Source organism: Lelliottia sp. CFBP8978, assembly GCF_034046055.2.
GTDB lineage: Bacteria > Pseudomonadota > Gammaproteobacteria > Enterobacterales > Enterobacteriaceae > Enterobacter.
The window spans coordinates 507,333-521,881 of the sequence record NZ_CM188253.1; the positions used below are offsets into that span (position 1 = coordinate 507,333).

Below are 14,549 nucleotides of genomic sequence, written 5' to 3' on the forward strand. Positions count from 1 at the left end.
TAAAAAAGAGGCTAATGTTACCAGTTAAGACGCGCACTGAAAAACGGTTCTCTGTTAGACTTCAGATAACTATCTCTTACAGTATGGCATTTGCGATGAAAGTAACCTCACAAGTTGAAGCGCAGCGTAAGATTCTCGAAGAAGCGGTATCCACAGCACTGATGCTGGCTTCAGGTCAATCCGATGGTGCGGAAGTAGCCGTGAGTAAAACCACGGGCATTGGCGTCAGTACCCGTTTTGGTGAAGTGGAAAACGTTGAATTTAACAGTGACGGCGCGCTGGGGATTACGGTTTATCACCAGAATCGCAAGGGGAGCGCCTCCTCGACCGATCTCAGCCCGGACGCGATTGCCCGTACCGTGCAGGCGGCGCTGGATATTGCGCGCTACACTTCGCCTGATCCTTACGCAGGTGTGGCGGAGAAAGAACTGCTGGCGTTCGACGCCCCCGATCTGGATCTGTTCCATCCTGCCGATATTTCACCAGACCAGGCGATCGAGCTGGCGGCACGCGCTGAACAAGCCTCTTTGAAAGCGGATAAGCGCATCACCAACACCGAAGGTGGCAGCTTTAACAGCCACTACGGCATCAAAGTCTTCGGCAACAGCCACGGCATGCTGCAGGGCTACTGCTCCACGCGCCACTCTCTTTCCAGCTGTGTGATTGCCGAAGAGAACGGCGACATGGAGCGCGATTACGCCTATACCATTGGTCGTGCGATGGAAGATTTGCAGTCGCCTGAGTGGGTCGGTGAAGAGTGTGCGAAGCGCACGCTTTCCCGTTTATCGCCGCGCAAACTCTCCACCATGAAAGCCCCGGTGATTTTTGCCAATGAAGTGGCAACCGGTCTTTTTGGCCATCTGGTGGGAGCGATTGCCGGTGGGGCGGTGTACCGTAAATCAACGTTCCTGCTCGATGCCCTCGGCACGCAGATCCTGCCGGAGTGGCTGACCATCGAAGAGCATCCTCACCTGTTGAAAGGCCTGGCCTCCACGCCGTTCGACAGCGAAGGGGTACGCACGGAGCGTCGCGATATTATTAAAGACGGCGTGCTGACTCAGTGGCTGCTGACCAACTACTCCGCGCGCAAACTGGGGCTGAAAAGCACCGGTCACGCGGGCGGGATCCACAACTGGCGCATTGAAGGTCAGGGCCTGAGCTTTGAGCAGATGCTGAAGCAAATGGGCACCGGGCTGGTCGTGACCGAGCTGATGGGTCAGGGCGTGAGCGGTATCACCGGCGATTACTCTCGCGGTGCGGCGGGCTTCTGGGTCGAAAATGGCGAAATTCAGTATCCGGTGAGCGAGATCACCATCGCCGGAAATCTAAAAGATATGTGGCGCAATATCGTGACGGTTGGTAACGATATTGAAACGCGCAGCAATATACAGTGTGGTTCAGTGCTGTTGCCGGAGATGAAAATCGCCGGTCAGTAATACCCGTCATACTTCAGGCGACAGGGCCAGGCGCAGCGCCTTGTCCCGTCGCCCGAATGACTGAGGGTATTGCGCTTATTGTTAATAATAAAAAAGGAAGTGAGCAATGCGTAAACATCTGTTAGCGATCGTCGCAGCTTCAACGCTGATTCTTGGTTCTTCTGCGTTTGCCGCCGATCTTGAAGACGATATGGATACCCTCAGTACCAATCTGAAGGTGGTGCAAAAAACGGATAATGCGGCAGAGATGAAAGACGCATTGACCAAAATGCGCACCGCCGCGCTGGATGCGCAAAAAGCCACGCCGCCTAAGCTGGAAAACAGCGCGGCGGACAGCGCAGAGATGAAAGACTATCGCCACGGTTTTGACGTGCTGGTCGGCCAGATTGACGGCGCGCTGAAGCTTGCCAACGAAGGTAAAGTGAAAGAGGCGCAGGCAGCGGCCGATGAGTTCGTGACGACGCGCAACGCCTACCACAAAAAGTATCGCTAACCGACGCGCTGCTTCTTATCAGTACCCCGCGGGGGAGTCATGCACTTCCTCGCGATCCTCTGAAGTTGGTCATCGGTATAAGTAAACCTTATCCACATCACAATTTTGCCCATCCGCTGATAAACATTTCCGCTTGGGTTTCTGATAGTTGACCGCCGAATAGCGTGATATTCATCACGCAAAGACAGTCGATAATTCATATTCAACGCATTTATGTGGCACAGATCACTGGCGCCGCTCTCCTTTCCACTTCGAAGTGGAAAACAACTCGCTACAAACATTTAACCTCCAGCGTTAGTTTTATCCCAGAGCCATTAACGGGGTAAGACGAGTGATTAACGGAGCGGTAATGAACGACGTTGGGGAACAGGCAGCCAAAACTGAACAGCTTGCCGATACCATGTTAAAGCAGGTGTTTGCCCTGCTCAGCCATCACAACATTCTCCCCAATGACGTACAGGTACAAATGCTGACTTCGCACGTTCGCGCGATGGCGCACCGGTCGGTGACCGGCGAGCCGCTGCCGGAGGTAGAAGCCGACCTGTTCGACGAAATTTCTGCAGATTCGATGCGGCTTGCCCGCGAAGTGGTCGCTCAGTTTGGCAATCTTCCTGATGAAGAGGCCTGGCTGCTCTCCGTTCACTTTGAAGTCGCGAAAGACAACCTTTAAGGAGCAACACCATGGAACAAATTACAGTCGTGATTGGCGATCGTCTGGGCAAAGGCCAGAAAGTGGCTATCGGCGTTGAAAAAGCAGGCGGACGTGCGGTGGTCGTACCGGGCGTGGCAGCAGACATGAAACTGGGCGACGTAATGAAAGCGGAAAACGCCACCTTCGGGATCTCCTTCTGCGGCAGCGGTGGCGCAGGTGCTATCACCGCGCAAACCAAATATGGCTACAAAGCCAAATACGGCATGCGTTCAGTGGAAGAGGGCGTCACCGCCATTAACGAAGGCTGCAACGTGCTGGGCTTTGGCTTTATGGACAAAGAAGAGCTGGGTGAGCGTCTGGTGCAGGCGTGGCAGAAGAAGCACGGCGCCTGAATATGAAAGAACACTTCACCACCACGGTGAGAGTCAAAGGCAAAGGCGAGATGAAACCCCGCGCCTTTGCTGACGCACTCAACCACGTTCAGGCCGCGGTGATGAACGCATCGCCGCATATCTTACTGCGTATTGAGCCACAGGATGTGCAGGTTGTTCAGGCGCAAGAAGCGGTGCGTAAAGAAGCCTTTCTGTACTTCTTTTTGCGCCGGGAAAGACGCACCTACAGCGTGGAGCTGGATGTGACCGTCAACGTGACCGCCATCAATCTCGACAAGGTGGACTTTGTCACGCAACGCTGATTCTTACTAATAGGGCAGACTAATGTTCCTGATAATTTTAATAAAATCGCTCATCATCGGCGGCCTGGTTGGCGTCGGCGTAGGCGCCGGGGCTGCACGCATGTTTCATGCGCCTACCACACAGGGTATGGGCGCGTTTCGTACGTTAGGGGAACTGAACTCCTGCGAAGGGGACCCTGCTTCCCACTTCTCTTTTGGATTAGGCTTCTTCTTCAACGCCTGGGCATCGTCGGTGGCGGCGGGGGCATTCACCCAGGACGTTGACCATCGCATCATTCCTAACTGGGGCGCGGCAGCGCTGATGTTAAAAAACCGCAACGTCGGCGAAACGCTGCACAATCCTAAGCGCATGGCGATTGCCTGCGGCATCATCGGCATGTTCGTGGTCACCTTCCTGAATCTCACCGCGTCGTCCGTTCCGGCGGCTCTTCAGGTGACTGCCGTTAAGGTGCTGGTTCCGGCGGCAAACCTGCTGGTCAATACCGTGATGCCAGTGATTTTCTGGCTGGCAGCCATTGATGCGGGCAAAAAGTCCGGCTTCTGGGCGACCGTGTTTGGCGGCGCAGCGCAGCTGATCATGGGCAACGCCGTACCGGGTCTGGTGCTCGGCATTCTGATCGGTAAAGGCGTAGAAGAGAGCGGCTGGAACCACGTCACCAAAGTGATGATGGTGGCTATCGTGCTGCTGTTCGTGTTGAGCGGCTTCTTCCGCGGCTTTGACATGAAGATGATCGAATCCTTCCACCTCACCGTGCCGAACTGGCTCGAACTCATCCACAGCTCGCTCAGCGGCAAATAACAGGAGCCTCTAAATGGAACAGAATAAAGGTTTTTGGTATGCCGACTGGTCGTTCCCGATCTTCGTTGGCCTGCTCTCGTCCGGCGTTTTTGCCGGGACGCACATGTACTACCTGTACGGCATCGGCGCATTTAACGAAGTGGCGTTCGTCGCCATGCTGAAAGCGGGAATGGATACCGGCGTTTATGGCGCGGTGGCGGCCTTCGGTGCGAGCTTCCTGTTTGCCCGCATCATTGAAGGATCGCTGGTGGGGATTCTGGACATTGGCGGCGCGATCCAGACCGGCGTAGGGCTGGGCGTTCCGGCGCTACTGCTGGGCGCTGGCTTTGTCTTCCCGGTGGCGAACTTTATTGCTTCCCTGATCACCGGGCTAGTGATTGGTCTGGCGATTGGCTATCTGATCATTCTGGCGCGTAAATTCACCATCAATCAGAGCGACTCCACCTATGGCGCGGACGTGATGATGGGCGCGGGTAACGCGTCCGGGCGCTTCCTCGGCCCGTTGATTATCCTCAGCGCGATGACCGCTTCTATTCCGATTGGTATCGGCTCGCTGGTGGGCGCACTGCTGTTTTACCTGTGGCAGAAGCCGATTACCGGTGGCGCGATCCTCGGTGCCATGATTTTAGGTTCACTGTTCCCGGTGTCTCTTTAACCTCCACGGGCGCGAATGCGCCCGATTTATCAGGAGACAGGTATGTTTGATTTACTCCTGCGCCGTGCGCGCCTTACCGACGATACCCTGAGCGATATCGCCATCCAGGACGGAAAGATCGCGGCGCTTGGCGAGATTGACGCTCCCGCACACAAGACGGTCGAGCTGAACGGCGAGGTGTTTGTCAGCGCAGGCTGGATTGATTCCCACGTTCACTGTTACCCCCACTCCCCGATCTACCACGACGAGCCGGATAGCGTGGGGATTGCCACAGGCGTCACCACGGTGGTCGACGCGGGCAGCACCGGTGCGGATGACGTGGACGATTTCTACGAAATTACCCGCAAAGCCTCAACCGAGGTTTTTGCCCTGCTGAACATTTCCCGCGTGGGGCTGATCGCCCAGAACGAACTGGCGAACATGGCCAATATCGACGCCGACGCGGTACAACAGGCCGTCGCACGCCACCCGGATTTCATCGTTGGCCTGAAAGCGCGCATGAGCAGCAGCGTGGTGGGGGAAAACGGTATTACGCCGCTGGCGCGTGCGAAAGCGATTCAGAAAGAGAACGGCGATCTGCCGCTGATGGTCCACATCGGTAACAATCCGCCGAATCTCGACGAGATTGCCGATCTGCTCAGTTCCGGCGACATCATCACCCACTGCTACAACGGCAAACCGAACCGCATTCTGACGCCAGAGGGCGAATTGCGCGCCTCCGTCACCCGCGCGCTCAAGCGCGGCGTGCGTTTAGACGTGGGACACGGTACGGCGAGTTTCAGTTTTGAAGTGGCGAAACGCGCCATCGCGATGGGCATTTTGCCGCACACCATCAGCTCGGATATTTACTGTCGCAACCGGATTAACGGCCCGGTAGGAAGCCTTGCCAGCGTAATGTCGAAATTCCTCGCCATCGGCATGTCGCTGCCGCAGGTGATCGAGTGCGTCACCGCCAACGCCGCCGATGGCCTGCGTCTGGCCCATAAAGGCCGTATTCAGCCGGGGCTGGATGCGGACCTGACGCTGTTCACCGTCAAACATCAGCCCACGCTGCTGGTGGATGCGGAAAACGACAGCCTGCAGGCTGAACATCTTCTGGTGCCGCTTGCCGCGATCCGCGCGGGCAAGGGCTACATGACCGAACAAGGGAGTACGGAAAATGCCTTCGATTTATGAGAAATACCATTTAAAACAGGTGATTAACACGTCTGGCCGCATGACCGCGCTGGGCGTATCAACGCCGCGCCCGGAAGTGGTGCAGGCAGCGATGGACGGCATGAACCAGTACTTCGAAATGAAAGATCTGGTGAATAAAACCGGGGAATACATCGCGAAGCTGCTGGACGTGGAAGGGGCGACGGTGGTCTCGTGCGCGTCAGCAGGGATCGCCCAATCCGTGGCGGCGGTGCTGGTGAAAGACAGCGACTGGCTGCTGGAAAATCTGCACGTTACCCCGATCGAGAATAACGAAATCGTGCTGCCGAAGGGCCACAACGTCAACTTTGGCGCCCCGGTCGGCACGATGGTGGCGCTCGGCGGCGGCAAGCTGGTGGAAGCCGGTTACGCCAACGAATGCTCCGCCGATCAGCTGGCGGCGGCGATCACCCCGCGCACGGCGGCGATCCTGTACATCAAATCACACCACTGCGTGCAGAAAAGCATGCTCAGCGTTGAGCAAGCCGCGGTGGTGGCGCGAAAACACGATCTGCCGCTGATCGTCGATGCGGCGGCCGAAGAGGATCTCCATACCTACTATCGTTCCGGTGCGGATCTGGTGATCTACAGCGGCGCGAAGGCGATCGAAGGGCCAACCAGCGGTCTGGTGATCGGCAAAACGCAGTACGTCGAGTGGGTTAAACGCCAGACGGCGGGTATTGGCCGCGCGATGAAAGTGGGCAAAGAGGGCATTCTGGGGCTGACCTGCGCCATCGAACACTACCTGACGGCCACGAAAGAGAGCGGGGCGGAAATGGTGGCGAAGATGACGCCGTTTATTGATGCGCTGAATACGCTCAACGGCGTCACGGCCCGTGTGGTCTGGGACAGCGCTGGCCGCGATATCGCCCGCACCGAAATCAAATTCGACGAAGCCGCCACCGGCGTGGGGACCGGCGATCTGGTCAATGAACTGAAGCAGGGCGAATACGCGATTTACTTCCGCGGCTACAAGGCTAACGAAGGGATTATCGAAGCGGATGTGCGCAGCGTCAGCGCCGATCAGCTGAACATTGTTTATCGCCGCATCCGTGAAGTCTTAGGCCAGGAGAAACAAGCATGAAACTGACCCCCAATTTTTACCGCGACCGCGTGTGCCTGAACGTACTGGCCGGTTCTAAAGCCAACGCCAGCGCGATTTATGAGGCGGCAGAAGGCCATGTGCTGGTGGGCGTACTCTCTAAAAACTATCCTGATGTGGCAAGCGCAGTAGCGGATATGCGCGAGTATGCAGCGCTGATCGACAACGCCCTCTCCGTCGGACTGGGGGCGGGCGATCCGAACCAGTCGGCGATGGTCAGCGAGATTTCCCGCCAGGTACAGCCGCAGCACGTTAACCAGGTGTTTACCGGCGTCGCCACCAGCCGCGCACTGCTGGGGCAGAATGCGTCGGTAGTTAACGGTCTGGTCTCGCCGACGGGAACCGTCGGAATGGTCAAAATCTCTACCGGCCCGCTGAGCAGCGCGGCGCCGGACGGCATCGTTCCGGTTGAGACGGCGATTGCCCTGCTGAAAGATTTCGGCGGGAGTTCCATCAAGTATTTCCCGATGGGCGGCCTGAAATGCCGCGACGAATATCAGGCGGTGGCAGAGGCCTGCGCCCGTCATGATTTCTGGCTGGAGCCAACCGGCGGAATCGATCTGGAGAATTTCGAGGCGATCCTGCAGATCGCCCTCGACGCAGGTGTGAGCAAAATCATTCCGCATATTTATAGTTCGATTATCGACAAAGCCAGCGGTGATACGCGCCCGCAAGATGTGCGCACGCTGCTGGAAATGACGAAGAAACGGGTGAAGTAAAACTAAATTTTACTTCTCACCCCTCACCCTAACCCTCTCCCCAAAGGGGAGAGGGAACGATTACCCCCTCGCTCCTCTTTGGGAAAGAGGGTAAAAGGCCGCACCGGGCACTCTTCGCTCCTCTCTTTGGGGAGAGAGTGAAAGGCTGCACCGGGCACTCTTCGCTCCTCTCTTTGGCGAGAGAGTGAAAGGCCGCACCGGACACTCTTCGCTCCTCTCTTTGGGGAGAGAGTGAAAGGCTGCACCGGGCACTCTTCGCTCCTCTCTTTGGCGAGAGAGTGAAAGGCCGTACCGGACACTCTTCGCTCCTCTCTTTGGGGAGAGTGTGAAAGGCTGCACCGGGCACTCTTCGCTCCTCTCTTTGGCGAGAGAGTGAAAGGCCGCACCGGACACTCTTTGCTCTCTTTAGGGTGAGAGTGAAAAACCGCACCGGACATTCCCCTCTCCCCTGTGGGGAGAGGGTCAGGGTGAGGGGACACAAACCGCACAACACCAGGAGCCACCATGCCAACTCGTCACCTGCTCGTCGCGTCACTCTCTCTGCTTGCCACCGCCGCTATCGCCCAGCCGCAGTTCGCCTGGGTGGGAACCTATAACCCGAACGGTGAAGGGCTGTACCGCTTTACCGTCGACCCGCACACCGGCGCGCTGGCGAATAAAACGCTGGTGAACAAGCTGCCGAATGCCGCACAGCTCACCGTTTCACGCGACGGCAAAACGTTGTATCTGGCAAGCGAAGTGGAGAACGGGGTGATTCAGGCGCTGCGCATAGGGGCCGATGGTGAACTGAGCGAGCTGAATCAGGTGCCATCCGGCGGGGCGGGTCCGGTGTTTGTCTCGCTGACGCCTGACGGGCATCACCTGCTGGTGGCGAACTACGTCAGCGGCTCGATTGCGGTGCTGTCGGTGCAAGCGGACGGAAGCCTGGGCGAGGCGACGGATACCCATCAGGATCAGGGCCAGCCCGGCGCGGGCAAGCCAGCGGCGGCGGCGGAAGGCAGTTTCGCGATAAGCGATCACAATGGCCCGCATGCGCATATGATCGCCGCCGATCCGAGCGGGAAATATGTGTTTTCTACCGATCTTGGCCTCGATCGTATTTATCAGTACCGTTTCGACGATCAACGCGGCACGTTAACGCCAAACGATCCGCCGTTCATTCCTGCCTCCTCTCAAGGCGCAGGGCCACGACATTTTGTCTTTACGCCTGGCGGTGACGGACTGTGGCTGATTAACGAAGAGGCCTCGACGCTGACGCATTACGCGCTGGATACCGTATCCGGAAGGCTGAAAGAGGGCAAAACGATCTCCGCGCTGCCGAAAGAGTACAAAGGTACCAGCTTCGCCGCGGGCCTTGTGCTGAGCCGCGACGGTAAGCAGCTGTACGTCGCTAACCGATTGCATAACAGCATTGCGCACTTTACCGTAACGGCGGAAGGGACGCTGACCCATCAGGACGATGTCTGGACCCGGGGCGACTATCTGCGCACGCTCACGCTGGATGAGCAGGGGCGATGGCTGTACGTTATGAATCAGCGCAGCGATAACATCACCCGTTTTCGCGTGGCGGCGGATGGCAAGTTAAGCTTTGAGCCAGAGTATACGCCGGTTGGCAGCCCATCCCAGATGGTCATTTCACCTGGCCCATAAGCCGTAAGAGGATACAAACGTGCGATTTCCGAACCAACGTTTAGCGCAACTGTTCGATCTGTTGCAAAACGAGACGCTGCCGCAGGATGAGCTGGCGCAGCGGCTGTCGGTCTCCACGCGTACCGTGCGGGCGGACATCAGCGCCCTGAATGCGCTGCTGGCAGGCCACGGCGCGCAGTTTATTCTCAGCCGCGGTAACGGCTATCAGCTTAAAATTGACGATGCCATACGCTACCAGTCGTTGCAGGACTCCCGTCCGCGCGCGCTGCGCATTCCCCGCACCGGCCAGGAGCGCGTGCATTATCTGGTGGTGCGTTTTCTCACTTCTGCCTTTTCCCTGAAGCTCGAAGATTTGGCTGATGAATGGTTTGTCAGTCGGGCCACGCTGCAAAACGATATGGTGGAAGTGCGAGAGGGGTTCCAGCGTTACAACCTGACGCTGGAGACGCGCCCGCGTCACGGCATGAAACTGTTTGGCAGCGAGATGTCGGTCCGCGCCTGTCTGACCGATTTGCTGTGGGAGCTGGCCCAGCAGGACAGTCTTAATCCGCTGGTCACAGAAATTGCCCTGAACGCGGGCGTGCCGGAACAGCTGGTGGCTGTTTTGCATGACACGCTCACCCGTCATCACATTCGTCTTACTGATGAAGGGGAACTGTTTGTACGGCTCTACTGCGCGGTGGCGGTACGCCGCGTCAGCGAAGGCTATCCGCTGCCGGAATTTAACGCCGAAGATGTGGAAGATAATGTGCGCGGCGCGGCGCGGGATATCGCCGCCGCCATTTCACGTCTCGCCGACAAAGTGCTCTCACCGTCGGAGGAAAACTGGCTGTGTGTCCACATTGCCGCCCGCCAGATTCAGGAGATTGCCCCGAGCGCGATTAACGCCGACGACGATGAAGCGCTGGTCAATTACATCCTGCGCTACATCAACACGCACTATAACTACAACCTGCTGAACGATGCGCAGCTGCACGCGGATTTGCTGACGCATATTAAAACCATGATCACCCGCGTGCGTTACCAAATCATGATCCCCAATCCGCTGCTGGATAACATCAAACAACACTATCCGATGGCGTGGGATATGACGCTGGCGGCGGTTTCCGGGTGGGGGAAATATACGCCGTATGTGATCAGCGAAAACGAGATTGGTTTTCTGGTGCTGCATATTGGCGTCGGGCTGGAGCGCCATTACAACGTCGGCTATCAGCGTCAGCCGCGGGTGCTGTTGGTGTGTGATGCCGGAAACGCGATGGCGCGCATGATTGAAGCGGTGCTGCAACGTAAATACCCGCAGGTGGAGGTGACGCGTACCGTTACGCTGCGCGAATACGAGCTGGCGGATAGCATCGGTGAGGATTTCGTGATCTCCACCGCGCGTATCAGCGAAAAGGCCAAGCCGGTGGTCCTCATCGCCCCGTTCCCGACCGACTATCAGCTGGAGCAGATCGGCAAGCTGGTGCTGGTGGACAGAACGCGCCCGTGGATGCTGGAAAAATATTTCGACGCTGACCATTTCCGCGTAATTGATTCAAATATGGATCGGCAAACGTTGTTCCAGGAACTGTGCGGGCAACTGCGTGAGGAAGGATTTGTCGACGCGGAGTTTCTCGACTCGGTGGTCGAGCGTGAGGCGATTGTCAGCACCATGCTCGGCGATGGCATCGCGCTGCCGCACTCGCTCGGTTTGTTGGCGCAAAAAACGGTGGTCTATACCGTCCTCGCCCCGCAGGGGATAAAATGGGGCGATGAAACGGCGCACGTCATTTTCCTGCTGGCGATCAGCAAAAGCGAGTACGAAGAGGCGATGGCGATTTACGATATTTTTGTCACTTTCCTGCGCGAGCGGGCGATGACGCGCCTGTGCGGCTGTCGTGATTTTGCAGAATTTAAAACGGTGGCGATGGAGAGTTTGAGTCGTTTTTGAGGCGATGGGCGGAGAACGTCTCCGCCTACGGTTTATCGCAAATGATGGACAACCTGGTTGCTGCTGCCGCGCCAGATCAGCTCCGGGTCTTTCAAATCCTGCACGAATTTACCGTCCACCAGCACGTTAATCAGATCGACGATTTCCATCTGTGCGTCGTTCAGCTCCTCAAGCTTGTAGCCGGTCCATACCCAGATATCCTTGCCGGTACACTCCTTGCGAATGCGTTTCACCAGACGAAGAATATCCGCGACGTTCTGCGGATGCAGCGGATCGCCGCCGGAGAGGGAGATCCCCTGACGCTGAATACGCGTGTCGTTCAGATCGCTGATGATCCGGTTTTCCATCTCTTCAGTAAACGGTTCGCCGGAGTTCAGCCGCCAGGTGCTTTTGTTATAGCAGCCAGGGCATTCATGAACGCACCCGGATACAAACAGGGTGCAGCGTGTGCCGGGACCGTTGACGATGTCGACGGGGTAATATTGGTGGTAGTTCATTTTTGTTTTCCACTGAGCACGCTGATGCCCTCACCCCGGCCCTCTCCCACAGGGAGAGGGAGAAAACCGCGCCGGGCGAGAGAGTACGCAAACCGCGCCGGGCGAGAGAGTACGCAAACTGCACCGGGCGAGAGAGCACGAAAACCGCGCCGGGCGAGAGAGTACGCAAACTGCACCGGGCGAGAGAGCACGAAAACCGCACCGGGCGAGAGAGCACGAAAACCGCACCGGGCGAGAGAGTACGCAAACTGCACCGGGCGAGAGAGCACGAAAACCGCACCGGGCGAGAGAGCACGAAAACCGCACCGGGCGAGGGAGCACGAAAACCGCGCCGGACGAGGGAGCACGAAAACTACACTAGGCGGTTCCCTCTCCCCTTTGGGGAGAGGGAACTGTCGGGAGCCGTCTTTTCCCCCTCGCCCCTTTGGGGAGAGGGCCGGGGTGAGGGGAAAAATCGCGTGACGGTTTACCCGATCTGCCCATTCCCCAGATGCTTCACGCGGCGCTTCACTTCTTCCTGTTTACCGGCGTTGAACGGACGGGCGTCCGGGCTGCCGAGATAACCACACACGCGGCGGGTGACGGAAACGCGCGCGGCGTCGTGGTTACCGCATTTCGGGCAGGTAAAGCCCTTGCTGGTGCATTCGAACTCGCCGGTGAAACCGCACTCGTAGCACTCGTCGATCGGCGTGTTAGTACCGTAATACGGCACATGTTGATAGCTGTAATCCCACACGTCTTCCAGCGCTTTCAGGTTGTGCTGAATGTTCGGGTATTCGCCGTAACAGATAAAGCCACCGCTCGCTACCGGAGGGTAAGCCGCTTCGAAGTCGATCTTGTCGTACGGATTGACCTTTTTCTCGACGTCGAGGTGGAAGCTGTTGGTGTAGTAGCCTTTGTCGGTCACGCCGTTCACCACGCCAAACTCGGCGGTATCCAGACGACAGAAACGATCGCACAGGTTTTCGCTCGGCGTGCTGTACAGGCTAAAACCGTAGCCGGTTTCATCTTTCCACTGGTCAACCGCATCGCGCAGATGCTGGACGATGGCGATACCTTTGGCACGCAGCGCTTCGCTGTCATAGACGTGCTGATCGCCAAACAGAGCGTTAATGGTTTCGTGAATGCCAATGTAGCCCAGGGAAATCGACGCGCGACCGTTTTTGAAGATCTCCGACACGTCGTCGTCCGCTTTCAGGCGGACGCCGCAGGCCCCTTCCATATACAGGATCGGTGCGACGCGGGCTTTCACCCCTTCCAGACGCGCGATGCGGGTCATCAGCGCTTTACGCGCCAGCACCAGGCGCTCATCCAGAAGCGCCCAGAATGCCTCTTCGTTGCCTTTTGCTTCCAGCGCGATGCGCGGCAGGTTGAGGCTGATCACGCCCAGGTTGTTACGCCCGTCGTGGATTTGCTCGCCGTTTTCATCTTCATAAACCCCGAGGAAGCTGCGACAGCCCATCGGCGTTTTGAACGAGCCGGTCACTTTGACCACCTGGTCATAGTTCAGAATGTCCGGATACATGCGCTTACTTGCGCACTCCAGCGCCAGCTGTTTGATGTCGTAGTTCGCATCGCCAAACTTGTGGTTCAGCCCGTCGCGAATGGCGAAAACCAGTTTCGGGAACACGGCAGTTTTGCGATTTTTACCCAGACCGGAAATACGGTTGCGCAGAATCGACTGCTGAATCAAACGCGATTCCCAGCTGGTGCCCAGGCCAAAGCCGAAGGTCACGAACGGCGTCTGGCCGTTAGCGGTGTGCAGCGTGTTCACTTCATATTCGAGCGACTGGAACGCGTCGTAGCACTCTTTCTCGGTGCGCGAGTGGGCGTAGCCGTCGGCGTCCGGGATCTGCCACTCTTGCGCCACGCTACGGTGCTTGTTAAAGCTTTCGGTCACGAACGGGGCCAGCACTTCGTCAATACGGTTGATGGTGGTGCCGCCGTAAATATGGCTCGCCACCTGAGCAATAATTTGTGCCGTTACCGCCGTGGCGGTGGAGATGGATTTTGGCGGCTCGATCTCGGCGTTACCCATTTTAAAGCCGTGGGTCAGCATGCCTTTCAGATCGATCAGCATACAGTTGAACATCGGGAAGAACGGGGAGTAGTCGAGATCGTGGTAGTGGATCTCACCGCGTTCGTGCGCCTGCACCACGTCGCGCGGCAGCAGATGCTGGCGGGCATAATGCTTGGCGACGATCCCGGCCAGCAGATCGCGCTGCGTCGGGATCACTTTGCTGTCTTTATTGGCGTTTTCATTGAGCAGCGCAGAGTTGGTCTGCTCGACCAGACCCCGGATCTCCTGATTCAGGCGACCGCGCTTTTCACGCTGGATGTCACGGTCGTGACGATACTCGATATAGGCGCGCGCCAGCTGTTTATAAGGGCCAGACATCAGCTGATTTTCAACCGCCGTCTGGATCTCATTGATATCCACCTGGCTGCGCTCATTCATCTGCTGGCTGACAATTTCTGCGACGGTGGCGCAGTAATCTGCGTCATCGACTCCCGCTGCTTTAGCTGCACGCAAAATGGCTTCTTTGATGCGCTCTGACTTAAATGGCACTTTGCAGCCATCTCGTTTCATCACATGCGGTGTCATGATCACTCCATTAAAAACAGGTTATCCACAGAGGTGGGGAAGGTTGTCCAGGACGCAAGTCCCGATGCCTCAGTCACTTCCCTCGTTCCCGACGCTTGTTATCCACAATTCCGGCCGGCGTTG

At 57.4% G+C, this 14,549-nt stretch carries 14 protein-coding genes; 12 read left to right on the plus strand and 2 right to left on the minus strand.

Going from position 1 to position 14,549, the window contains the following annotated elements:
* Nucleotides 1-83: 83 nt before the first annotated feature.
* From pmbA to SOM82_RS02415, 12 genes are all read left to right on the plus strand, one after another.
* The gene (pmbA, locus tag SOM82_RS02360) at nt 84-1,436 is read left to right on the plus strand and encodes a metalloprotease PmbA (protein ID WP_320460782.1); all 1,353 of its coding nucleotides are present in this window, start codon (nt 84-86) and stop codon (nt 1,434-1,436) included.
* Between the two features lie 106 nt (nt 1,437-1,542).
* The gene (gene cybC / locus SOM82_RS02365) at nt 1,543-1,929 is read left to right on the plus strand and encodes a cytochrome b562 (protein WP_154127004.1); all 387 of its coding nucleotides are present in this window, start codon (nt 1,543-1,545) and stop codon (nt 1,927-1,929) included.
* 331 nt (nt 1,930-2,260) lie between these two features.
* On the plus strand, nt 2,261-2,599 hold the full coding sequence (locus SOM82_RS02370) for a glycine dehydrogenase (RefSeq protein WP_320460783.1): 339 nt from the start codon (nt 2,261-2,263) through the stop codon (nt 2,597-2,599).
* A gap of 11 nt (nt 2,600-2,610) precedes the next feature.
* Nucleotides 2,611-2,973: an SFCGS family glycine-rich protein gene (locus SOM82_RS02375; protein WP_100777835.1), complete on the plus strand. Its 363-nt coding sequence runs from the start codon at nt 2,611-2,613 to the stop codon at nt 2,971-2,973.
* 2 nt (nt 2,974-2,975) lie between these two features.
* On the plus strand, nt 2,976-3,275 hold the full coding sequence (locus tag SOM82_RS02380; protein ID WP_320460784.1) for a DUF4312 family protein: 300 nt from the start codon (nt 2,976-2,978) through the stop codon (nt 3,273-3,275).
* A 22-nt stretch (nt 3,276-3,297) separates the two neighbouring features.
* Nucleotides 3,298-4,074: a DUF4311 domain-containing protein gene (locus SOM82_RS02385; protein WP_154127007.1), complete on the plus strand. Its 777-nt coding sequence runs from the start codon at nt 3,298-3,300 to the stop codon at nt 4,072-4,074.
* A 13-nt stretch (nt 4,075-4,087) separates the two neighbouring features.
* Nucleotides 4,088-4,729 (plus strand): DUF4310 family protein, encoded by a 642-nt coding sequence (locus SOM82_RS02390; RefSeq protein WP_154127008.1) that lies wholly within the window; start codon nt 4,088-4,090, stop codon nt 4,727-4,729.
* A gap of 42 nt (nt 4,730-4,771) precedes the next feature.
* Entirely contained in the window at nt 4,772-5,905 is a 1,134-nt protein-coding gene (locus SOM82_RS02395) for an amidohydrolase/deacetylase family metallohydrolase (RefSeq protein WP_320460785.1), read from the plus strand.
* The gene (locus tag SOM82_RS02400) at nt 5,889-7,007 is read left to right on the plus strand and encodes a DgaE family pyridoxal phosphate-dependent ammonia lyase (protein WP_320460786.1); all 1,119 of its coding nucleotides are present in this window, start codon (nt 5,889-5,891) and stop codon (nt 7,005-7,007) included. The genes SOM82_RS02395 and SOM82_RS02400 overlap by 17 nt, the downstream gene beginning before the upstream one ends.
* The gene (gene dagF / locus SOM82_RS02405; RefSeq protein WP_320460787.1) at nt 7,004-7,744 is read left to right on the plus strand and encodes a 2-dehydro-3-deoxy-phosphogluconate aldolase; all 741 of its coding nucleotides are present in this window, start codon (nt 7,004-7,006) and stop codon (nt 7,742-7,744) included. The genes SOM82_RS02400 and dagF overlap by 4 nt, the downstream gene beginning before the upstream one ends.
* A gap of 504 nt (nt 7,745-8,248) precedes the next feature.
* Nucleotides 8,249-9,394, plus strand: a complete 1,146-nt coding sequence (locus SOM82_RS02410; RefSeq protein WP_320460788.1) for a lactonase family protein — start codon at nt 8,249-8,251, stop codon at nt 9,392-9,394.
* A gap of 19 nt (nt 9,395-9,413) precedes the next feature.
* On the plus strand, nt 9,414-11,324 hold the full coding sequence (locus SOM82_RS02415) for a BglG family transcription antiterminator (protein WP_320460789.1): 1,911 nt from the start codon (nt 9,414-9,416) through the stop codon (nt 11,322-11,324).
* A gap of 32 nt (nt 11,325-11,356) precedes the next feature.
* Here the strand turns inward: SOM82_RS02415 and nrdG are convergent, their stop codons facing one another.
* Nucleotides 11,357-11,821, minus strand: a complete 465-nt coding sequence (nrdG, locus tag SOM82_RS02420; RefSeq protein ID WP_320460790.1) for an anaerobic ribonucleoside-triphosphate reductase-activating protein — start codon at nt 11,819-11,821, stop codon at nt 11,357-11,359.
* A 466-nt stretch (nt 11,822-12,287) separates the two neighbouring features.
* On the minus strand, nt 12,288-14,426 hold the full coding sequence (gene nrdD / locus SOM82_RS02425; RefSeq protein WP_154127014.1) for an anaerobic ribonucleoside-triphosphate reductase: 2,139 nt from the start codon (nt 14,424-14,426) through the stop codon (nt 12,288-12,290).
* Nucleotides 14,427-14,549 lie beyond the last annotated feature (123 nt).